Below are 19,699 nucleotides of genomic sequence, written 5' to 3' on the forward strand. Positions count from 1 at the left end.
TGCGTGGAGGAGTTGTTGGTGCCCTTGTCGTTCGTCGCACCGTTCCACGGACCCGCCTCGCCCTCACCGGAGACACCGGTGACATCGGCGCTGACGGTGCCCGAGACCCACGCGGTGCGGCCGGCACCATTGGCGGCCAGCGACGGCGAGATCAGGACACTCTCACCGGTACGGGAGACCACCGCACCCGGCCCGGCCTTCTGCCCGTCCGGCAGCGGCACAAACGTGTCGGCATGCGCCGCACCGGTCGACATCAGGCCGATCGCCACCGCCGCGGCAGCACCGACGCCAGCAATACGGATGCCGCGCTTACGGATCTCGCTCATTGAATCCCCTTCATCGGCCGCGGCGCGTGGGCATGCGGCACCAGGTCACATGGAAATGATTTCCAGAAACCTAGGGATGGCAGGGGGGTGTTGTCAAATGTCCTCCCGGGGAAGGCTTTTCGATCAAATGAGTGCACGCATGCGCATTATATACTTTGACAATCATTTGCAATAAGGCCGAAGCTGGTGGGCATGACCCAGACCTCACTCCTCGTGTTCGCGCCGCGGCGGCGTCCGCCGTCCTCGCGACCACCCTGCTCGCCGGCTGCTCGTCCGGGATCGACCCGCAGGAGCAGGCCACCGCCGCCGCTGGATCCAAAACCGCTGGACCGGTGGAGGCTTCGGGCGCGACACCGCGCCTCGCGGTGTCATACGACGGTGGCGTCCTGGTGCTCGACGCCGAGAGTCTGGAGGTGGTCGGACAGGTACCCGTCGACGGCTTCACCCGGCTGAACCCGGCGGGAGACGGCAGGCATGTCCTCGTCACCACCGGCGACGCCTTCGAGGTGCTCGACACCGGGACCTGGTCCGAGCCGCACGGCGACCACTCGCATCACTACACCGCGGCCCCGGCGCTCACCGGCACCGAGTTCGCCGCGAACAAGCCCGGCCACGTGGTCCGGCACGCCGATCGCACCGTGCTGTTCCACGATGGGTCCGGGCTGGTCGAGATGTTCGATCCGCACGGGCTGGCGGAAGGGAAACCGGCGGTGGACAGCCACACGACCGCCGAGCCGCACCACGGGGTGGCGGTGGAACTGGAGAACGGCGGACTGATCACCACGCTCGGCGACGAGAAGGCCCGCACTGGCATCGTCGTCCTCGACAGGGAGCGCCGGGAGGTCACCCGCAACGAACACTGCCCCGGCGTGCACGGCGAGGCGGCGGCCGCAAACGAGGTCGTGGTGTTCGGATGCCAGGACGGGGTGCTCGTCTACCGCGATGGCGTGGTCACGAAGATCTCGAGCCCGGACGCCTACGGCCGGATCGGCAACCAGGCAGGCACGGACACCTCCGACGTGGTGCTCGGCGACTACAAGACGGACCGCGACGCCGAACTCGAACGACCGCAGCGGGTGATGCTGGTCAACACGACAACCGCAGCGATGACGCCCGTCGACCTCGGCACCAGCTACACCTTCCGGTCCCTCGGTCGCGGCCCGCGCGGTGAGGCGCTGGTGCTGGGTACTGACGGCTTCCTGCATGTGATCGACCAGAACACGGGGGCGGTGACCAACCGGATACCGGTGCTCGGTGCCTGGACCGAGCCGGAGAAGTGGCAGTCGCCGCGGCCGGCCCTGTTCGTCGACGGCGGTACGGCCTACGTCAGTGATCCGGCCGCGAAGTCGATCCATGCGGTCGACCTCGCGGCCGGCACCGTGGCCCGTTCGGCGGTGCTGCCGCAGTCGCCCATCGAGCTGACCGGCGTCGGCGGCTAGCTGTACAGCCAACCGCCGCGCGGAGGTCAGCTTGCCGAGGCCCAGCTGTCCGGGCCGAACACCTCGTAGTGGATGTGCTCGGCCGGGACCTGGCGTTCCATCAGCGTCTCGCGGACGGAGAGCATGAACGGCAACGGCCCGCACAGGTAGACCTGGGTGTCCGGCTCGATCTGGATGGCGGACAGGTCGGCCCGGCCGAGGTGCGTGGTGTTGCCCGCGGCCCGGGTGCCCAGGTCCTCGTACCACCGGTGCATCACCGCGAACGGTATCCGCTGCACCAGCTCGGTCAGCTCCGCCCGGTGCGCATGCTGGGCCGGGGAGCGGTCCGCGTGCAGCACGGAGACCTGGCGCGGGTCGCCGGTGGCGGCGAGGTGGTTGAGCATTCCGATCATGGGGGTGCAGCCGATCCCGGCGGACACCAGCAGCAGGGGAGTGTCGTCATCCTCGAGGACCAAGTCGCCGAAGGGCAGCGAGACGGAAACCTCGTCGCCCTCGAAAAGATTGCGGTACAAGTGGTTCGAGACCTCGCCCGCCGGAGTTGCCGACCCGTCGGGCAGCGGCTGTGCCGGGACAGCCTTGACGCTGATCTGCCACTCGGACTGCGACGGCGCGCCGACCAGGCTGTACTGCCGGATCTGGCGTGCGCCGTCGGGCAGTCGGACGCCGACGGAGACGTACTGTCCCGGCCGGTACGCGGGCAGGGGTTCGCCGTCGGCCGGCTCGAGGATGAAGGTGACGGTGTCCGCGGACTGGAGGACGCGTCGGCCCACCACCATGCGACGCCAGACGTCGCCGGCCTGGACCCCGGACGCGGAGTAGAGGTCGGCCTCGAGTCCGATCAGGGTGTCGGCCATCAGCCAGTAGACCTCGTCCCATGCGGCCGCGACCTCCGGGGTGACGGCTTCGCCGAGGACCTCCACGATCGCCTCGAACAGGTACTTGTGCACGATCACGTACTGGTCGGCGGTGATGCCGAGCGAGGCGTGCTTGTTCGCGATCCGCGACATGATCAGCTCCGTGCGGGGGGCGTCGGGGCTGACCTGCAGTGCCGCGAATGCGGCGATCGCGCCGGCGAGGGCCTTCTGCTGCTGGCCCTGCTTCTGGTTGCCCCGATTGAACAGATCGCGTTCGAGTTCGGGATGGGCGGCGAACATCTTCGGATAGAAGAGCGCGGTGATGTCCTCGATGGCAGCGCCCACGGCGGGGAGGGTCGCCTTGATGACTTCGGTGGATGCGGGGGAGAGGGTCATGACCCGACGGTATTTAACTTGCATCTGAGATGCCAGTATTGTGACGCACTCCACTACGGTGCGTAGTAGGTCTCCTACCTGTGGGTTCGTCGGTATCTCAGGCGGCGTCGGGCAGGTCTGCGAGGCAGGACTCGGCGTGCGCGGACAGGAACCGGTCGGCGTCCTCCTCGTGGCCGGTGGTGGTCAGCAGCTCGGCGAGGATGTGGGCCTGGCGGAGGTTCGCGGCCCGCGCGACGGCCTCGAGGAAGTCGCGATCAGTGAAGAGGTCCGCGGTGTCGTCTGCGCGCTGGAGGATCATGCAGAGGTCGGTCATCTCGGGCTCCGATCGGTGTGCGGATCCGCCGGGGGTGTCCGGCGGTTTTTCCGATATACCGATGGTGACGGAGATCTGTGAGCGCACGGTGTGCGCTCCTTGGCAATTCGCTAAGGGTTGGGATTGCTGGTCCGCTCCCAGGCGGACAGGCGTCGCTCGCTCACGAAGCGCCGCGGCTTGCCTGTGTGTGGGTCAGCGAATTCAATCGAGCGGGCCAGCAGTTGCAGTGGACTCGAATAGTCCTCCGGTGCAACGTCATACAGTCGTGGATAGAAGCTGTCGCCGACGATCGGGATGCCGAGTGAGTTCAGGTGAACCCGCAGCTGGTGCATTCTCCCGGTGCTCGGGAGCAGTCGATAGCGCGCCAGATCGCTGCGTGCCTCGAACAGCTCGATGCGGGTGTGGGCGTTCGGTTCCCCCGGTGCCTCGATGCACTGCAGCATTCCGCGTTCCTTGATGATGCGGCTGTGCACGGTCCGTGGCAGTGTCAGCGCCGGATCGAATCCGGCGATCGCCTCGTACTCCTTGGTCACCAGCCGCTGTTCGAACAACAGTTGGTACGCCCGCCTGGCCTCCTGCCGGACCGTGAACACCAGCACGCCTGCCGTCACGCGGTCCAGGCGATGTGCGGGGGTGAGCTCGGGAAGGTCCAGGTCGCGGCGCAGCCGGACCAGCGCCGACTCGACGATGTGCCTGCCCCGCGGCGTGCTGGCGAGAAAGTGCGGCTTGTCCACGACCAGCAGGTCCCGGTCCCGGTGCAGGATCTCGATCTCGAACGGCACCCGCGCCTCGACCGGCGGGTCTCGGTAGAGGTACACGAACGAGCGCGGCGCGAACGCGGTCTCGCTGGTGACCGGCACCCCGTTCCCGCCCATCACCTCTGCCAGTGCGACCTTCTCCCGGAGCCGCGACGCATCGTCGGGGAACCGGGCGAGCAGGTACTCCATCACCGTGGTCCACGGGCCGCGTTCGGGCAGCCTCAGCCGGGTGGGGTTGAGGCCGTCGCGGACGGGGAGCGGGGCGGCGGACACACCTCGGAGGGTAGGCGGTCGCCCCCGGCCGAGGCCAGAATCGGCCGGCCTAGGGGGCCTCCACCCGCACGGACCGCCCCTCGTGTGCCGAGCGGCGAATGGCGTCCAGCACAGCCTGTCCGGCGACGCCGTCCCGGAAGGTCGCCGCCGGGGGCTCGTTCGGGTCGGGGGCCTGCCCGAGAATGCGCCTGCGGAATGCATCGGCGAGCCGGGCATACGGGGCGCGATCGAGCCCGGTCGAGTGCATCCAGTCGTAGGTGGTCTGGAAGAGGTCGTGCGGCGGCGGTTGCGGGGCAGGGTTGGTCAGGTCGGCCGGCATCGGTACCTCGTGCTCGCCGGTCGCGTCGGCGTGAAAAACCCTGTCGCCGTTGATCGACAGGGTGCCGAGCGTGCCCGCGATGCGGGTGGTCATCAGCAGTGGTCCCCACGCGCCGACCGTGCTCTGCAGCACGCCGTCGACTCCGGTCGTGGTGCGGAAGTGCACGGTGAAGGAGTCCTCCGCGCTCTGCCCACGGTCGGCGACGACCGGCAGCCCGGCGCTGACCATCTCGAATTCGCCCAGGGTGCTACGGATCTGGTCGATCATGTGGGTGCCCTGCGCGCCGAGCCAGCCGCCGCCACTGTTCGCGTCGGTCCACCAGCCGGGCGCTTCGCTGCCCTCGGCGGCGAACAGCGGCAGGTGCATGAGGAAGGTGGCGAGCCGCGGGGCGCCGATCGCCCCGCGGCGGATCTGCCGGGCGAGCAGCGCCTGGGGGCTCGCGTAGCGGAACTCAGTGCCGACCATGTGCACGACGTCGGACTTCTCGGCGGCGGCCAGCATCGCCCGAGCCTCGCTCAGGTCTGCCGCGAACGGCTTCTCACACACCACATGCAGCCCTCGCTCGGCCGCCTCGACGGCCAGGGCGGCATGGGTGTGTGGCGGCGTCGCGATGGTGACTGCGTCGATGTCCGTGACCGAGAGGGCCTCGTCGAGGGAGGTCGCGGCGTGCGGTATCCCCATGCGCTCGGCGCGGTCCACGGTTCGTTCCCGATCGCGGCCGACGAGGGCGCGGACCTCGAACCCGGCATCCCGGAACGCCGGTACGTGGGTGATGCAGCCGAAGCCGGTCCCGATCACGGCCAGCCCAAGTGTCTTGTCCGTCATGTGTGTCCTTGTCCGTAGTTGGTAGTTATCCGATGTAACTGATGGGAGGTCCGGCGGAATGTTGTCCGACGGTGGACCAGGCGTCACGCGTACCGTATGACGCTTAGATCGTTTGCAGCATAACGCTATTCAAAATAGTCATGGGTGATTGACGGCTGCTGTAGCGTCCACGAAATCGAGTGCCGGTGCCGGTCTGGGCGCCGGAGATGACAGCATTGGAGATTGGGAAATGAATCGGCGTTTTGTTGCGACCCTCATGTTCGTCACCGCAGGAATCTTGATGGCGCCCGCGGCCGCACATGCGGAGACCGTGATCTGTGGGCCGGGTGAGACCCAGACGGACGGGGGCAACAGCTGCTCGAACGGATCGACTCAGGTCAAGCCGACCGCGGCGGACGCCGGCAACAGCTCCAGCGGCTTCGACTTCGAGGCCATCGAGGACCTCGCTTCCTTGATCGAGTCCTTCACGGGCGGTATCAAGAGCGGCCTCTAGCGGCCGTCGAGGTCCGCTGGTCTGAGCCGATAGCTGGGCTGAGGCAATATTCGTTGAAATTGCGATGAACCGAGCGTCCAGTATGTAGGGTCTCGCGCATCGAGAGCCGGCACCGTCGTGGTGGCCGGATGTTATTGCACAGGAGTACGAATGACTCGGCGTTCTATCGCGTGCCTGTTCCTCGTCGGCGCAGGCCTCATGGCCGCACCGGCGGTCGCCAATGCGACCCCGACCCCGCCCCCGGCACAGACGTGCGACAGCACGAACCAGACCCCCACGGACGATGACGATTGCGGGTTCGGTTCGAGCGACGCGCTTGACCTCGCGGCCTTGATCAAGTCCTTCACGGGTGGCTTCAAGAGCGGCATGTAGTAGCACAGCGGCACCACGGGTGTGGGCGCGGATCCATCGGGTCCGCGCCCACACTCGTCGTAAGCTGGGTTGATGGTGAAGTGGACCGCACAGGACATTGCCGATCAGCAGGGCCGCACCTTCGTGGTGACCGGCGCCAACAGCGGGCTGGGTGCGGTCGCCGCCCGCGCTCTGGGGGCGGCGGGAGCCACCGTGATCCTGGCGTGCCGCAACGTCGACAAGGGCGGTGCCGTGGCCGCCCAGATCGGGGAGAACGCGCAGGTGCGCCGCCTCGATCTGGCCGACCTGGCATCGGTGCGCGAGTTCGCCGCCGGCGTCGAGAAGGTCGACGTGTTGATCAACAACGCGGGGGTGATGGCCGTGCCGAAGGGCGCCACCGCCGACGGGTTCGAGACGCAGTTCGGCACGAACCACCTGGGTCACTTCGCGTTGACCGGGTTGCTGCTCGACCGGATCTCCGATCGCGTCGTCACGATGTCGAGCCTCTTCCACCGGCTCGGCAGCATCGATCTCGACGACCCGAACTACCAGCGCCGCACCTACCGCCGCTGGCCGGCGTATGGACAGTCGAAGCTGGCCAACCTGATGTTCGCCTACGAGCTCGACCGTCGACTGAGCCAGGTGGGATCGAGCGTGAAATCCGTTGCTGCCCACCCCGGATACGCGTCCACCGGCCTGCAGGGGCACACCGAGTCCATCTGGGACCGACTGATGGGTATCGGTGACCTGATGGCACAGAGCGCGGAGATGGGCGCCCTGCCCGAGCTGTACGCCGCGACGGCCGCCGACGTGGCGGGCGGCACCTACTTCGGGCCCGACGGGCCCTTCGAGCAGCGCGGCTACCCCAAGGTGGTCGGCTCCTCGTCGAAGTCGCGGGACAAGACGGTGGCCCGGGCGCTGTGGGGCGAGTCCGAGCGGCTGACCGGCGTCACCTACTCATTCGAAAGCTGAGCACACAGATGTCGATTCGCCGACTGAACCATGCCGTGTTGTTCGTGGCCGACCTCGAGCGCAGCCTGGCGTTCTACCAGGACGTGCTCGGATTCCGTCCGCTCCCGGGGGGATTTCCGGGCGCGGCCTTCCTGCAGGCCGCGAACTCGGCAAACGACCACGACCTGGGCCTGTTCCAGAGCCCGAGTGGGCCGAGCCGCGCCCGCCAGGGCGACGTGGGGCTCTATCACCTCGCCTGGGAGGTGGACACCCTCACCGATCTGGCCTCGATGCGCGAGAAGCTCATCGAGGCGGGGGCGCTGACCGGTGCGAGTAATCACGGGTCGACCAAGGCCCTGTACGCCAGGGATCCGGACGGTATCGAGTTCGAGGTGTGCTGGCTCGTTCCGGACGACCGGGTGGAGGAGGAGCTGGTGCCGGGCATGCCGCCGACCCGCCCCCTCGACATCGACGGCGAGATCGAGAGGTACGGGCCGGAGACCCCGAGCGGTCCGCGCACCGATCCCGCCGTGTGGGAACGGATCTTCGCCCGCCGGTCCTGATCTCCTTGTCGGCGAGACCTATTCGTCGGCCTCGGCCACCACGAGGGTGACCTCGATGTTGCCGCGGGTGGCGTTCGAGTACGGGCAGACCTGGTGAGCCTTCGCCGTCAGGTCCTCTGCCTCGGCGCGAGCCAGGTGCGGTAGCGACACCTCGAGGGTGACCTCGAGACCGAATCCGCCGCCGTCGAGCGAGCCGATGCCGACCCTGGCGCCGACCGCCGAGTCGGCGACGTTCGCCTTGGCCTGGCGGGCGACCAGCTGCAGCGCGGAGTGGAAGCAGGCCGCGTAGCCGGCCGCGAAGAGCTGCTCGGGGTTGGTGCCGTCGCCGGTGCCGCCCATAGCGGTCGGGATGGCGAGATCGAAGTCCAGCCTGCCGTCCGAGGAGCGGGCGTGGCCGTTGCGTCCGTCGCCGGTGGCGAGGGCCTCTGCGGTGTAGAGCGTCTTCATCATTTCTCCTTCGGTGGTGCCAGGGAATGGGTTGGTGGGGTTCAGGATCGGGTCGAGTCCTGGAGTGCGCCGGTGACCCGGACCAGGGCCTCCCGGAGGGTGGCCAGCTCCGGCTCGGACATCCCGGTGGAATCGGCGAGCCGCCGTGGGATGCCCTGCGCGCGGTCGCGGAGGGCCCGTCCGGTGGTGGTCAGGTGGATCTCCACGCGGCGCTCGTCGGTGCTCAGGCGTCGGCGTTCGATGAGCCCGAGGCCCTCCAGTCTCTTGAGTAGGGGCGAGAGTGTGCCGGTGTCCAGGCCGAGCTCCGTGCAGATCTCGCGGACCCCGCGGCCGTCGCGCTCCCAGAGCGTCAGCATCACCAGGTACTGCGGGTAGGTGAGGCCGAGATCCTCCAGGAGTGGGCGATACGCAGCGGTGGCGGCGCGCGAGGCCGAGTAGAGGGCGAAGCACACCTGCCGGTCGAGGGCGAGTTCATCGGTCACGAGAATGAAGGTAGTGCACGGCTAAGTTGTGCACAACCAAGTGTGATGCGGCTCAAACGACCCTCGAAATATCGGTGGCCGGGTGGTTGTGGCTCGGGTATCGTTCGCGTCCGCAGTAGTCGTCCGGCCGAGGAGGTGAGACCGGTGTCCGTTTTGGCAACCCGGGTGCTCTCACCGTGTGCGGTCCGACCGGCGTAGGTGATCGCGAGAGCGCCCATCGGAATTTCCCGAAAGGCGTTCCCATGTCTGCTATCTCATCGCTGTGCCCGCAAATCCCCATCGTCGCCCGGTTGCGCGCCGCCGGCTGCGTCTTCGCGGAGGACGAGGCGCGCCTGCTCGCCGCCGCCGCCGCGACCCCCGACCACCTCGAGGCCATGGTGGACCGCCGCGTCGCCGGCCTGCCCCTCGAGCAGATCCTCGGCTGGGCCGAGTTCTGCGGGCTGCGCATCGCCGTTGACCCCGGGGTCTTCGTACCCCGCCGCCGCACCGAGTTCCTCGCCCGTCAGGCGGCGGCCGTCGCCCACCGCCGGGCGGTTGTCCTCGATCTCTGTTGTGGGTCCGGTGCGGTGGGCGTCGCGCTGACCGCGGCCGGGGGTGACATCGAACTGCACGCGGTCGACGTCGATCCGGCCGCCGTCCGCTGCGCGCGCCGCAATGCCGCCGGAGCCCGGGTGTACGAGGGCGATCTCTACGATCCGCTGCCCCGGTCCCTGCGCGGTCGGGTCGACGTCCTGGTGGCCAACGCGCCCTACGTGCCCACCGGCTCGATCGGGATGTTGCCGCCGGAGGCCCGCGTCCACGAGCCGATGCTGGCGCTCGACGGTGGGACCGACGGTGTCGACATCCAGCGCAAGGTCGCCGCCGGTGCCACCCGCTGGCTGGCGCCGGACGGACACCTGTTGATCGAGACCAGCGAACGGCAGGCGCCGCTCACGGTCGACGCCTTCGCCCGCGGTGGACTGACTCCCCGGGTCGCGCGCTCGGAGGAGTCCGGCGCCACCGTCGTGATCGGAACCAGGCGCCCCGGCTGAGGACACGATGCCGGGTACCGTCAATCCTGCGGTGCGTGCGTGTCGACGTAGCCACCCGCCTTGCCTTGGACCGAGTGGACCAGACCCCGCGCACGACGGCGCATGTGAGTGTCTGACGAGGTAGGAGGAATGAGGATGAGGATTGTTGTGATCGGCGGCACCGGGCTGATCGGCTCGAAGCTCGTCGCTCGATTGAGTGCGGATGGCCACCAGGCAGTTCCGGCCGCACCCAGCACGGGCGTGAACACCCTCACAGGTGAGGGAGTCCAAGACGTGCTGCGGGGTGCGAATGTGGTGGTCGATGTCTCCAATTCGCCGTCGTTCGCCGACGACAATGTCATGAACTTCTTCCGGACCTCCACCACGAACCTGCTCGAGGTCGCCGCCGCGGCCGGCGTCGGACACTACGTCGCCCTGTCGGTGGTCGGCGCGGATCGGCTGCCGGAGTCCGGGTACCTGCGGGCGAAGGCGGCGCAGGAGGAGCTGATCACAGGATCGGGCCTGCCATACTCGCTGGTGCATGCGACGCAGTTCTTCGAATTCGCTGGTGGCATAGCCGATTCCGCGACCGTCGACGGCGAGGTGCGGCTCCCGGGCGCCGGCGTCCAGCCCATTGCCGCGGACGAGGTGGCACCGGCCGTTGGCCGCGCGGCGGTGGGCACCCCGCTGAACGGCACCGTCGAGGTCGCGGGTCCGGAAGTGTTCGGCATGGACCAGTGGATCCGCACCGTGCTGGCCGCGCGTTCCGATCCGCGCACGGTGGTCACCGATCCTCAGGCGCGGTACTTCGGGGCGGTGCTGGGACCCGAGAGCCTGCTGCCCGGCAGCGGCGCAGAGCTGGCGCAGACATCACTGTCGGAGTGGCTGGCCCGCCAGTGATCTGATCGTGGAGATCACCGCTCACCGCAACGACGCCTCGGCTTACGGGGTGCTGGGGCCTCCGGCGCACAATGCGTGGTCGATCAGGGTGCTGGCCGTGATCGTTTGCTGCTGTATGTGCTCCAGGGTGTCGCCGCGTGCCTCGGACATGGATACCACGGCGCTGCGCTTGCCGTCGTCGGTCACGCCGTTGAGGGTGATGTAGCCGCCGTCCCCACCCTCGTGGCTCCAGTAGGTTCGTCCGCAGCTCAGGGGGCGTTCGACCAGGCCGAGGCCGTATCGGCCGTCTGGCCACATTTGTTGGACCTCCGCGCTCACGGGGACGGTCTGCTTCATCTCGTCCAGTTGCCGGGCCGGCAGCAGGCGGCCCGCGAGCAGCGCGCGGAAGAAGTCGTTCTCGTCGCTCGTGGTCGTCACCCACGAGAGGTTCTCGGACACTGGTATCTGATCGGTGACGTCCACCACCGAATCGGGGCCGAAGAACTGGTAGGCCCGGGCGTGCGGCTGGGGCAGGGTGGGCGAAGTGCCCATCCATCGGGTCTGGTCTAGGCCGAGTGGGCGCAGGATACGGTCGTCGATCTCCTGGTGGCCGGGTTGACCGGTGGCCTTCTCGATGATCATGTCGAGCAGGACGTAGCCGGTGTTGGAGTACTCCCAGCCCTCGCCGGGCGGGAAGGCAGGAGCGTGCGCCACGGCGCGGGCAACCAGCTGCTCGGGTTCATAGAGGTCGTGGCGCTGCTGGTAGTACTCCTCCGGCGTTGTGTATCCGGGCAGGTCGTCGTGGATGCCGCTGGTGTGCTGGAGCAGTTGGCGGATGGTGATCCGGCTGCCGTCGTTGCCGTTGCCCTGCAACACTTCTGGTAGCCAGTGGTCGACGGTGTCGTCCAGGGACAGCCCGTCCTCGGCCTCCAGTTGGAGGATCACGGTGGCGACCAGCGTCTTGGACGTGCTGGCCATGCGAAAGTAGCCGTCGGAATTGACGGGGCTGCCGGTGTTCCGGTCGGCGGTGCCGCTGGTGGCGACCGACTGCTGACCGTCAGGCTCGATCACTCGCGCCTGCACCCCGCTGACACCGAGGGCATGGATCGCCTCGGTGTCCTGGCGCAACTGCTCCACAGACGAGTCACCGGCGGAATGGACGACGGCGGCGGCCACCCCGGCGACGAGAATCGTCGCGACACCGAGTGTCACCGCGAGGTGCATTCGCTTGGTCGAAGTCATGAACTGAACGCTAGTTTCGCCAGCACCGGGGCACATCCGGGCGCACCCCTGAGACCGAATTGGGGGAAGACCCCTAGCGCGGGCAGTCGCCAACGGTGTTGTCGTTCATCTGTAGTCGGCAATTGGTCAGGCTGCGCCATCGCGCCGGCGGGTTCGCCGACTGCGAGTGAAACCAACACCCCGGCAAGTGGAATGGCGGGTGGCCTGGAGGTCGCGCAGATTTCCGCGGGGCCGGCGTTGGTCACGCGTGACAACGACACAACAACCCCAGGCCTGCCCACCGGCAGTTGGTAGCGTGATCGTCGTGACTGATCTGGAAGACCTGGTCCTGACTCCCGGTGAGCGGGCCCAGGGGGTCCGAGTCGACAGTGTGATGTTCAGGATGGACTGGACTGGTGAGGACCACCAAGGCCAGCTGGCGGCGTTCGTGGCCGGTCGGGTACGGGCCTTCGGGGCGGAGCCGACGGACATCGACACCGACGTCGTCTACCGCGCGGCCGAGTCCGACCCGACTCTGCGCCGCGGCGATCTCCCGGTCCGCCAGCTCGATCATCTCTCCGGTGTGCTGGCAAATCTCGGCTGCACGCTCGCGGTGCGGGACAACGGCACCGATACCTACGAGGTGCTGGTCGCGTTGACCGGTGAGCGTGGGCTGACCAAACTGACGCACGAGGGCCTCCCGGTGCGGGCCTGGGGCTCGGAACCCGAAGAGACCATGGTCAGCCTGAACTGCCCGGACTGCTCGGAGATGCTGGTCTGGGAGCTGCCGGCGACGGAGACCCTGGCCGACGAGCGCTGTGATTGCGGAGCCGCGTTGTTCGACGCTGGTGGCCGCCCGATGCCCAGCGTCACTCTCCACAGCTGAGCCCAGACGTCCTGCGACCGGGCGCGACACTCGGACCGGCGGTGACCTTCGGGGTGTCCCGCCTACGCCATGCCTCGCAGCTGGCCCGAGGGGCTGTAGTCGATCTTCCAGTCCGTGTACACGCCGAGCGTCCCGTCTCGCAGACACCGAAGCCCGATGCTCACCCAGCGCACGTCGTCGCTCCCGTCGCCGACTGAGGCGAAGCCGACGGCGATGGCGAACTCCTCCCCGCCGCATGGGCATTCGCACTGGACCGGTTCGGCCTCGGGCCACTGGTCCACGCTGTCGGCGATCAGGACGGCGTCGTCGCAGGCCACGCACAGCCGTTCGGCGCAACCTGCCTCGTCGTCCACACCTATCGCGAAGGCTCGTCCGCCGCATCCAGCGCACACCGACTCGGTGACGGTGTCGACGGCGTAGCCACCGGCGCGGTAGTCCTTCACATACGCGGCGAGGGTGGCAAACCCCTCGCCCTGCCCCGAAGCTGGGATCAAAGTTCTGCCGTCCAGCATCCGGCAGGGTGCTCGCTGGGCGGCAGCCACAACTGTGGCTGCGACCCCCGATGCCTCTCCTCGGCCTGGGCTTCCCAGTGGAACCGGTCATACACGTCGGGCCACGCAACTTGCAGCGCAGGGAAAGGCGTCCTCCGGTAGAAGTTGATGGCCTGCCCGAAGTAGGTCCGGTACCAGCGGGGATCAACCTGCCTGAGCGCGACGTGGCGGTCGACTATGACGTCAGTATGCTTCTGGCCGTCGGCCGGTACGGTGCCTGCGGCGGCCATCTCCCCGAGCGTATTGAGGATGCTGTGCATGGCGTGGACATCGATCCCGAACATCGCGAGTTCCGGTACACCGTGGGTGTGGGACAGACCGATCGTGTAGGCGAAACCAGGACCGATCTCGTCCTCGGGAACCATGACGACGTGCCATCCGTGCTGCCGCACATTGTCGATGATCGTCAGCTCAGCCTGGTCTGCTTCGTCTCGGTCGCCGTAGTCATGACACAGGATGCAGCGGCACTGGGACGGATCGTCGGTCATGGGCGGAGGTTACGTGGTGAGCGACTGAGTTGCGCTCCCCGGGCTTGTGAGCGGGCTCCGGTGGCCGCGAGGAGCCTGGGTGACCAACTGCCAACCACGGTGCCCGTTCGCAGCCGTCGCCGTTGTTGTCGTCGTCGGACGCGAATCACCAATGTTGTTGGCAATTCCCGAGGACCCGACCTGCGGTGTGGTCGACTCCGGGGAAGCAGCGGGGCAACCCGGAACATGGCCGAGCTCCGTAACGCGCGGCGGGAGGAAACAGACACACCGGTAGGTCAATCCGGCATGTGGGCCTCGCTGATCAGGCGACTGTTCGCGGTGACCGCACTGACTGTTGGCGCTGAAGGACGATCGGTATCAGTCGTGCTGCTCAGCACGGAACGGGGGAGGAACAGCATGAGGAAACTCATCAGGGGTCGCAGCGCGATCGTCGTGGCCGCACTGGCCACAACGATGATGCTCGGCGTCGGAACGGCAGGCGCGGCACCGGTACCGGCGCGGGCCCTTGACACGTGGGCGGTGTCGGACGACATCGGTCGGTGCGGCATCGTCCGTATCCCGATGACCGTGGGACTGGCCAGTGGATGGCCCGGCGGCGAGGCCTACATCCTGCTGTCCCCGGAGTTCTACCTCCCGGACCTGACCCATCAGCTGACCCAGTGCATGATCGCGGTGACGGTGCACTGGGAGAACCTCGACACCGGCGCCGCTGGCAGTCGCACCGTGTATCCGATGGACAGCAGGGAGAACCCGGCTGCCTACCAGACCTCCGGGAACGCCGCATATGTCGCGTCGGGGCTCGGCCGGGTCCGGTTCTGGCTCAGCACCGCGACCCCGCACGTGTCGGCGCCGCCGATCGAGACCGTCATTTCGCTCTGATCCGACCCCGCACTATCCAGCAGGCGACGCGACGTGGTCATCGCAGCTCGGGCGTGGTGGTGGATGTCGGCGTGCCGGCTTCGGTGGCAGACCGGGTGAGGAGTGCCTGCGCCCTATCCTGCGTTCTTGGCGGCCAGGTTTCGTGCCACCTCGGCCTGCCACACGTCGTTCGCGCGCGCGGTATCGATCTCGTATTCGTAGCGCGCGGTCATCTCTGGGGACACGTCGCCGACGTCGACATAGAACTGTCGGTACCACCGCCGCAGTTGGTAGACCGGACCGTCCTCCTCGGTGAGCAGAGGGTTCTCGATCCTCGTCTTCGACCGCCACACCTCGATGTCCTCGAGGAAGCCCCGGCTGAAGTTCTGGGAGAACGCTCGCGCCATCCTTTCGTTCTGCTCGTCGCTGAGCCCCGGCAGCTTCTGCACCGCAATTCCCCATTGCAACATGAAGGACTCGGACGAGATCGGATAGTGCGAATTGATCAGCGCGACCTCGATCACCGAGTCCGGCGCGACGTGATTGTGGATGAGATTCACCATGTAGGCAGGACCGAAATAAGTTGCCTCCGAACGAAGATGAGCATCCTCCGAGAAGTGTTTGCCCGTGCCGAACACATCCGGGCGGGCCTTCGAATGCATGAACTGTGATGCGCAGTGACCGTCGAGCACGTTCTTGAAGTAGGTCGGATAGGCATGGTGGATGTAGAAGAAGTGGGCCATGTCGACGGTGTTGTCGATGATCTCCCGGCAGTGCGAGCCCTCGATCCGTTCCGAGTTCCACACCCAATCGGTCCATGCCCCCGATTCGATGCCGTCGATCGCCGGTGGCAGCAGATCTGTGGATGCATCGGATCCTTCGGGGTCGTGCCAGATCAGCAGCTGACCGTTGCGCTCCGCCGTAGGCCACCTGCGGGTTCTGGCCAGCCGGGGCACCCGGCGTGCGTAGGGAACGCCCGTGCAACGACCGGTGGGCCCATCCCAGCGCCAGTCGTGGAACGGACAGGCGATCGCACCGTCTTTGATTGTCCCGCCCGACAGGTCGGCGCCCATGTGTCGGCAGTACGCGTCGAGCGCCCGAAGCTCGCCGCCGGCTTCGGCGAAGACCACGATCCGGGTCCCGAATGCATCGAGGCCGTGCGGCCGGCCGTCACGAAACGTGTCGGCGAGCCCCACGCAGTGCCAGCCGCGCGCGTAGCGGTCGATCGGCCGGCCGGTGTCTATGTCTCGATGGTCCATATCCGGATTTAAGCGTGTGTGCTTAAATCCGTCAAGGGTAAGTTCTCCATCCATGACCGTCGACGCATTGCTGCTCGCGGGCGAGCGAATGTTCGCCGAACGCGGCGCCGATGTCCCCCTGCGCGAGATCGCGATCGCCGCGGGCCAGCGAAACAACTCCGCGGTGCAGTACCACTTCGGCGATCGCCAAGGCCTGATCGCGGCGATCGTGCGATGGCGGTTGCAGTCGGTGGAGGCCTCCGGCGCCCGGCTGCTGATCGGCGTCGACCGCGGTGACACCCACGCGCTCGTGGAAGTGCTGGTGGCTTCCCTCGTCGATGCCTCGGTCGAGCAGGGCAGCACCCACTACTTCCGGTTCCTCGAGGTCATGCGCACCCAGGTAAAGGGGTGGCCGGCCGGTGAGGACACCACCTGGTCGATGATCACGAACACACTCGCCGAACTCCTCCCCGAGGGCACCCGGCGGGAGCGGATCAGCCGCACCTCATCGATGGCGACCACGCTGTTCGCGCTCCTGGCCGACTTCGAGCGTGCCCGCGAGGGCGATGACCGATTCGGGCCCACGCAGCCGCAGATCGTGGAGATGCTCGTCGGGCTCCTACGCGCACCGATGAACCCACGATGACGGCACCGCTGGTCTCAAGCGGTGTCCGATGAGGATCCGTCATGCTTTATGGCCTCATCCAACTCGGCGCGGCGGCGAACGAAGAAGCAGTTCGCTCGGAGCCAATACCTTTGGAGTAGAAGTGGATGAACCCACACGATCAAAAACTCCTCAACTTTGCGCGACGTTGGGAGCCCTTCGGTGGTCCGGAGGCCGCTGACCTCCTCATCGAATTCGGCATGACGCCGAGCCGGTTCGCTGAGCGGCTCAAGGAGCTGGGGTGGCGGCGCCGTCGATCGATCCCGGGCGGCGAGTGAGGGGAGGCTCGGTGGGGTCGTGATGTCCGAGGTGGCGAGAGTCCTGTGCCATTGTCATCGACAATGGAAAGCCGTTTCGGTCCATACGGGTCAGAGTCGAGGCCATGAAGATCTGACCTGCGGTGTGACAACTACCGTAAGGACCACCGGGCGGGCTCCTCGTCATCGGAGCTTGCAGCTTGAGCGCCATGTACTCGCCCATCTTCCGCCTTCGTTTTCAGGGTCGCTACCCCAACGTGAGCGCGCGGCATTTGCGGCAGTCCTCAGCTGCACAAGCGATTCGGCGCCGGCAACCGTGTTGCCGGGAATGCCGTAACCGCCCGACCCGAGGCTCACATTGTGAAGGTGGCGGTGGCGGCGTCCTCGAACCATCGCTCCCAGCGATCGCCATTCCAGCCTCGTTCGCCGACCAGCAACAACCACCACCGGCGATTGGCCAGTACCCACGCTGCATCGATGACGTCATCATGCGGTCGATGCCCAACAATCAGGGTCGACGCGTGTGCGACTTCGTTCCAACGGGCCGATTCCCTCTCGGCCAATCTGGATGCCGCGGCGTCGTCGGTCACCGCCGCTTGATCGAGGACATACTGGATGGCCGCCGATCGCTCGTGTGCACCTCGCAACCAGTGCCCGCCGGCGCGAATGCGAGTCGCCTGGTCGCCGACACCCATCGCCTGAAATGTCGGTTGATCACGCACGCGCAAACCGTCTCCACCAGCGAGGGCGTGTGCAATACAGGCGTCGAGGAGTGCGAGTTTTCCATTGAACTGCTGGTAGACCGTCTGCCTGGTCAGGTGTGCGGCATCGGCGACGTCGGCCATGGTCGTGGCCACCCATCCGCGGGCCGTGAACATCTCCGTTGCCACCACCACCACGGCTTCACGGTTGGCCAGGGCCAGCTGCTCCCGAAGTTTCGACCTGTACTCACGCACCACGCTGACAGCCTACCGAGATTCATCTTACGTAGTGTACGTTGAAATCTAATTTCAGTTTACTCTGAGTAATGCAGAATTCCAGGGGAGGCACCGGATCCATGACAACCGCTGAGTGGAAGACCGCACTAATCCCGACCGACCTCGGCAATCTCGCGGTACACATCGTGGGCGAGGGACGCCCGGTCGTGGCCTGGCACAGCATGTTCGTCGACTCGTCGAGTTGGTCCCGCCTGACGCCTCACCTACCGGGTCGACGCTTCTTCTTGATCGATGCTCCATCATGTGGCGCCAGTGAGGCGCTCGCCGGGCCAGTGGACATCAGTGCCTGTGCGCGTGCGGCGGCACAAGTCATTACGGCGCTCGCCGCCGAACTGGGCGGACAGCCGATCGACTGGCTCGGCAACGCCTGGGGCGGGCATGTCGGCATGGAACTCGCAGCAATCCGCCCCGACATGATCCGCAGCCTTGTCGCCATCAGTGCGCCAACTTTTCCCATTGGCCTCGCGGTACGGCTGAAGATTCGTTTGCTGCTACCGCTCTACCGCGCCTTCGGCCCACGCGGCCCGGTCCGCTCAGCGATCATGTCGACGATATTGACCGACGCCACCCGGAAGGATGACTTGGAGGCAGTGGCATTGATCGACGAGTGCCTCGCGAAATCTGGGAGCGGCGCCACCATTACCGCGATCCGATCGGCCATTCTCAATCGCACCGACCTACTGTGGGCAGCACGTGCGCTTCGGTGCCCCACCCTGTTCGTCACTACCGACGATCGAGGCGAATGGACACCCGAACAGGCACGCGCCGTGGTGGCACAGATGTCATGTGCGACAGAGGTCACGATCACGGACGCGCGCGTGATTCCAGCCCTGGAGCAACCCGTGCAAGTAGTTGCCGCCCTCCGCCAATTTTGGGCCCGTCAGCAATAGATCCTGATGTCGCTGCGTCGGCAGGTAGACAGGACAGCTGCGGGGTCGACCGCCACAGACCCGGACCTGGACAAGACCCACCGCTTTGTCAGTCGGCGAAGTTGTCGGTGTAGCCGAGGAAGAGCGTCCGCCTGTGGGTCAGGGCGTCCTCGAAGCGCGTCCATCCGGGCGCGTCACTACTGCCGTAGATGGGCTTCAGCTCCTCGATGAGCTCGTTCGCCTTCAGCCGCGACAATGGCGTATCCCGTTCGAATCCGATCCAGGACGCGCCGATGCCGAGTGGACGATAGCCGTAGGCGTCGGCGAGATGACGAGTGACGGTGTAGTTCTGGAACGTGTCCCAGTCGACGCTGAAGTACCCATTCGGGAAGCCGGCGATTGCCGCCAGACTGTCGCTGACCGGCACGTGCAGAACGTGGATTTCGTCGTCGAGAATGGTGGACGGGTCTTCGTTGACGGCGGCGATCCGGTCAATCCAGTCGGGAGGGCATTCTCGAGTGCCGTGCAGTTCGTCCCAGCTCGGTATGAGTTCGCTCCTGCCGAGCTGAGCCGCCGCATGGGCGACCTGCCGGAGCTCGAAACGCCGTTGAGCGCCTGGGTCGTTCAGAAAGTCGAGATCGTCTGTCGCAACTTCGAGTTCATCCGCCTCGCCGGCGTGCATGCTCGTGTACGAGGCTTGGGCGAGATCGTCGAGGGTGATGAAGATTCGGGAGTCGAGATGTGCGACTCGTTCTGCCGACACCAGCGTCAGAATGTCATCGAACTCCTGAACGTCAGTAAGTCGTGCGCGCGTCAAGACGCTGGTGCGGGGGTCCTGAGCTCCGTCGGGAATCCGGTCGATCTTCATCGGCTCATGCTAGGTCTGCGGCCCGTCGCTGCTGCGGCCGCCGCGGCGAGACTGACACACCGCGGCAAAGGACAATCGACTCGAGGTGATCGCCCCACCGGAGCTGCGTGCGGCTTTCGCTG

Annotated in this window: 24 protein-coding genes; 11 read left to right on the forward strand and 13 right to left on the reverse strand. The window is 66.8% G+C overall.

From position 1 onward, the window contains the following. On the reverse strand, window positions 1–326 hold a 326-nt coding region (locus C8K38_RS25215), incomplete at its 3' end, for an MspA family porin (RefSeq protein ID WP_179800712.1). A 254-nt stretch (window positions 327–580) separates the two neighbouring features. Between C8K38_RS25215 and aztD the strand changes: the two genes are divergently transcribed. Beyond that, entirely contained in the window at window positions 581–1,765 is a 1,185-nt protein-coding gene (gene aztD, locus C8K38_RS25220; protein ID WP_179800717.1) for a zinc metallochaperone AztD, read from the forward strand. 26 nt (window positions 1,766–1,791) lie between these two features. Here the strand turns inward: aztD and C8K38_RS25225 are convergent, their stop codons facing one another. From C8K38_RS25225 to C8K38_RS25240, 4 genes are all read right to left on the reverse strand, one after another. After that, window positions 1,792–3,015 carry a globin domain-containing protein gene (locus C8K38_RS25225; protein WP_097214181.1) on the reverse strand — a complete coding sequence of 408 codons (1,224 nt, stop codon included), beginning with the start codon at window positions 3,013–3,015 and terminating at the stop codon, window positions 1,792–1,794. A gap of 97 nt (window positions 3,016–3,112) precedes the next feature. Beyond that, window positions 3,113–3,328: a hypothetical protein gene (locus C8K38_RS25230; RefSeq protein WP_108168849.1), complete on the reverse strand. Its 216-nt coding sequence runs from the start codon at window positions 3,326–3,328 to the stop codon at window positions 3,113–3,115. Window positions 3,329–3,438: 110 nt separating this feature from the next. Beyond that, entirely contained in the window at window positions 3,439–4,359 is a 921-nt protein-coding gene (locus tag C8K38_RS25235; protein WP_097214183.1) for a pseudouridine synthase, read from the reverse strand. Between the two features lie 49 nt (window positions 4,360–4,408). After that, complete coding sequence (locus C8K38_RS25240) at window positions 4,409–5,503, reverse strand: Gfo/Idh/MocA family protein (protein ID WP_097214184.1); 1,095 nt, start codon at window positions 5,501–5,503, stop codon at window positions 4,409–4,411. A gap of 229 nt (window positions 5,504–5,732) precedes the next feature. On the opposite strand from C8K38_RS25240, the gene C8K38_RS25245 reads away from it, so the two are divergent. From C8K38_RS25245 to C8K38_RS25255, 4 genes are all read left to right on the forward strand, one after another. Next, window positions 5,733–5,996, forward strand: coding sequence for a hypothetical protein (locus C8K38_RS25245; protein ID WP_143548526.1), 264 nt, complete (start codon window positions 5,733–5,735; stop codon window positions 5,994–5,996). Window positions 5,997–6,146: 150 nt separating this feature from the next. Continuing rightward, window positions 6,147–6,368 carry a hypothetical protein gene (locus C8K38_RS26960; RefSeq protein WP_143548527.1) on the forward strand — a complete coding sequence of 74 codons (222 nt, stop codon included), beginning with the start codon at window positions 6,147–6,149 and terminating at the stop codon, window positions 6,366–6,368. Between the two features lie 72 nt (window positions 6,369–6,440). Continuing rightward, window positions 6,441–7,319, forward strand: coding sequence for an oxidoreductase (locus C8K38_RS25250; RefSeq protein ID WP_097214186.1), 879 nt, complete (start codon window positions 6,441–6,443; stop codon window positions 7,317–7,319). 8 nt (window positions 7,320–7,327) lie between these two features. Then, window positions 7,328–7,861, forward strand: a complete 534-nt coding sequence (locus C8K38_RS25255) for a VOC family protein (protein ID WP_097214187.1) — start codon at window positions 7,328–7,330, stop codon at window positions 7,859–7,861. Between the two features lie 18 nt (window positions 7,862–7,879). On the opposite strand, the gene C8K38_RS25260 is transcribed toward C8K38_RS25255, so the two are convergent. Both C8K38_RS25260 and C8K38_RS25265 read right to left on the reverse strand, forming a co-directional pair. Beyond that, window positions 7,880–8,308 (reverse strand): organic hydroperoxide resistance protein, encoded by a 429-nt coding sequence (locus C8K38_RS25260; protein WP_097214247.1) that lies wholly within the window; start codon window positions 8,306–8,308, stop codon window positions 7,880–7,882. 41 nt (window positions 8,309–8,349) lie between these two features. Next, entirely contained in the window at window positions 8,350–8,790 is a 441-nt protein-coding gene (locus C8K38_RS25265) for a MarR family winged helix-turn-helix transcriptional regulator (protein ID WP_097214188.1), read from the reverse strand. 242 nt (window positions 8,791–9,032) lie between these two features. Here C8K38_RS25265 and C8K38_RS25270 point away from each other — a divergent pair, with 242 nt between their 5' ends. Together C8K38_RS25270 and C8K38_RS25275 are read left to right on the forward strand one after the other, a co-directional pair. Continuing rightward, window positions 9,033–9,821: a putative protein N(5)-glutamine methyltransferase gene (locus C8K38_RS25270; protein ID WP_097214189.1), complete on the forward strand. Its 789-nt coding sequence runs from the start codon at window positions 9,033–9,035 to the stop codon at window positions 9,819–9,821. A 135-nt stretch (window positions 9,822–9,956) separates the two neighbouring features. After that, window positions 9,957–10,700, forward strand: coding sequence for an SDR family oxidoreductase (locus C8K38_RS25275; protein ID WP_097214248.1), 744 nt, complete (start codon window positions 9,957–9,959; stop codon window positions 10,698–10,700). 42 nt (window positions 10,701–10,742) lie between these two features. Here the strand turns inward: C8K38_RS25275 and C8K38_RS25280 are convergent, their stop codons facing one another. Continuing rightward, window positions 10,743–11,921: a serine hydrolase domain-containing protein gene (locus tag C8K38_RS25280; protein ID WP_179800713.1), complete on the reverse strand. Its 1,179-nt coding sequence runs from the start codon at window positions 11,919–11,921 to the stop codon at window positions 10,743–10,745. A gap of 304 nt (window positions 11,922–12,225) precedes the next feature. On the opposite strand from C8K38_RS25280, the gene C8K38_RS25285 reads away from it, so the two are divergent. Further along, the gene (locus C8K38_RS25285; protein WP_209927525.1) at window positions 12,226–12,786 is read left to right on the forward strand and encodes a hypothetical protein; all 561 of its coding nucleotides are present in this window, start codon (window positions 12,226–12,228) and stop codon (window positions 12,784–12,786) included. Between the two features lie 62 nt (window positions 12,787–12,848). Here the strand turns inward: C8K38_RS25285 and C8K38_RS25290 are convergent, their stop codons facing one another. Together C8K38_RS25290 and C8K38_RS25295 are read right to left on the reverse strand one after the other, a co-directional pair. Continuing rightward, window positions 12,849–13,280, reverse strand: a complete 432-nt coding sequence (locus tag C8K38_RS25290) for a hypothetical protein (protein WP_209927523.1) — start codon at window positions 13,278–13,280, stop codon at window positions 12,849–12,851. Then, window positions 13,277–13,825, reverse strand: coding sequence for a DUF4262 domain-containing protein (locus C8K38_RS25295; protein WP_097214192.1), 549 nt, complete (start codon window positions 13,823–13,825; stop codon window positions 13,277–13,279). Before C8K38_RS25295 ends, C8K38_RS25290 begins: the two co-directional genes overlap by 4 nt. 396 nt (window positions 13,826–14,221) lie before the next feature. Here C8K38_RS25295 and C8K38_RS25300 point away from each other — a divergent pair, with 396 nt between their 5' ends. After that, complete coding sequence (locus tag C8K38_RS25300; RefSeq protein ID WP_143548528.1) at window positions 14,222–14,704, forward strand: hypothetical protein; 483 nt, start codon at window positions 14,222–14,224, stop codon at window positions 14,702–14,704. A gap of 113 nt (window positions 14,705–14,817) precedes the next feature. Here C8K38_RS25300 and C8K38_RS25305 read toward each other — a convergent pair whose 3' ends face one another. Beyond that, window positions 14,818–15,942 carry a Rieske 2Fe-2S domain-containing protein gene (locus tag C8K38_RS25305; protein ID WP_245221043.1) on the reverse strand — a complete coding sequence of 375 codons (1,125 nt, stop codon included), beginning with the start codon at window positions 15,940–15,942 and terminating at the stop codon, window positions 14,818–14,820. A gap of 163 nt (window positions 15,943–16,105) precedes the next feature. Between C8K38_RS25305 and C8K38_RS25310 the strand changes: the two genes are divergently transcribed. After that, complete coding sequence (locus C8K38_RS25310) at window positions 16,106–16,567, forward strand: hypothetical protein (RefSeq protein ID WP_143548529.1); 462 nt, start codon at window positions 16,106–16,108, stop codon at window positions 16,565–16,567. A 628-nt stretch (window positions 16,568–17,195) separates the two neighbouring features. On the opposite strand, the gene C8K38_RS25315 is transcribed toward C8K38_RS25310, so the two are convergent. Then, a complete protein-coding gene (locus C8K38_RS25315; RefSeq protein WP_097214196.1) occupies window positions 17,196–17,801 on the reverse strand; it encodes a TetR/AcrR family transcriptional regulator in 606 nt (201 codons plus the stop codon). Window positions 17,802–17,899: 98 nt separating this feature from the next. Here C8K38_RS25315 and C8K38_RS25320 point away from each other — a divergent pair, with 98 nt between their 5' ends. Beyond that, complete coding sequence (locus C8K38_RS25320) at window positions 17,900–18,730, forward strand: alpha/beta fold hydrolase (RefSeq protein WP_179800714.1); 831 nt, start codon at window positions 17,900–17,902, stop codon at window positions 18,728–18,730. An 88-nt stretch (window positions 18,731–18,818) separates the two neighbouring features. Here the strand turns inward: C8K38_RS25320 and C8K38_RS25325 are convergent, their stop codons facing one another. Beyond that, complete coding sequence (locus tag C8K38_RS25325; RefSeq protein ID WP_097214197.1) at window positions 18,819–19,577, reverse strand: hypothetical protein; 759 nt, start codon at window positions 19,575–19,577, stop codon at window positions 18,819–18,821. Window positions 19,578–19,699 lie beyond the last annotated feature (122 nt).

It is taken from the genome of Rhodococcus sp. OK611 (genome assembly GCF_003050885.1).
GTDB classification, from domain to species: Bacteria; Actinomycetota; Actinomycetes; order Mycobacteriales; family Mycobacteriaceae; genus Rhodococcus_G; species Rhodococcus_G oryzae.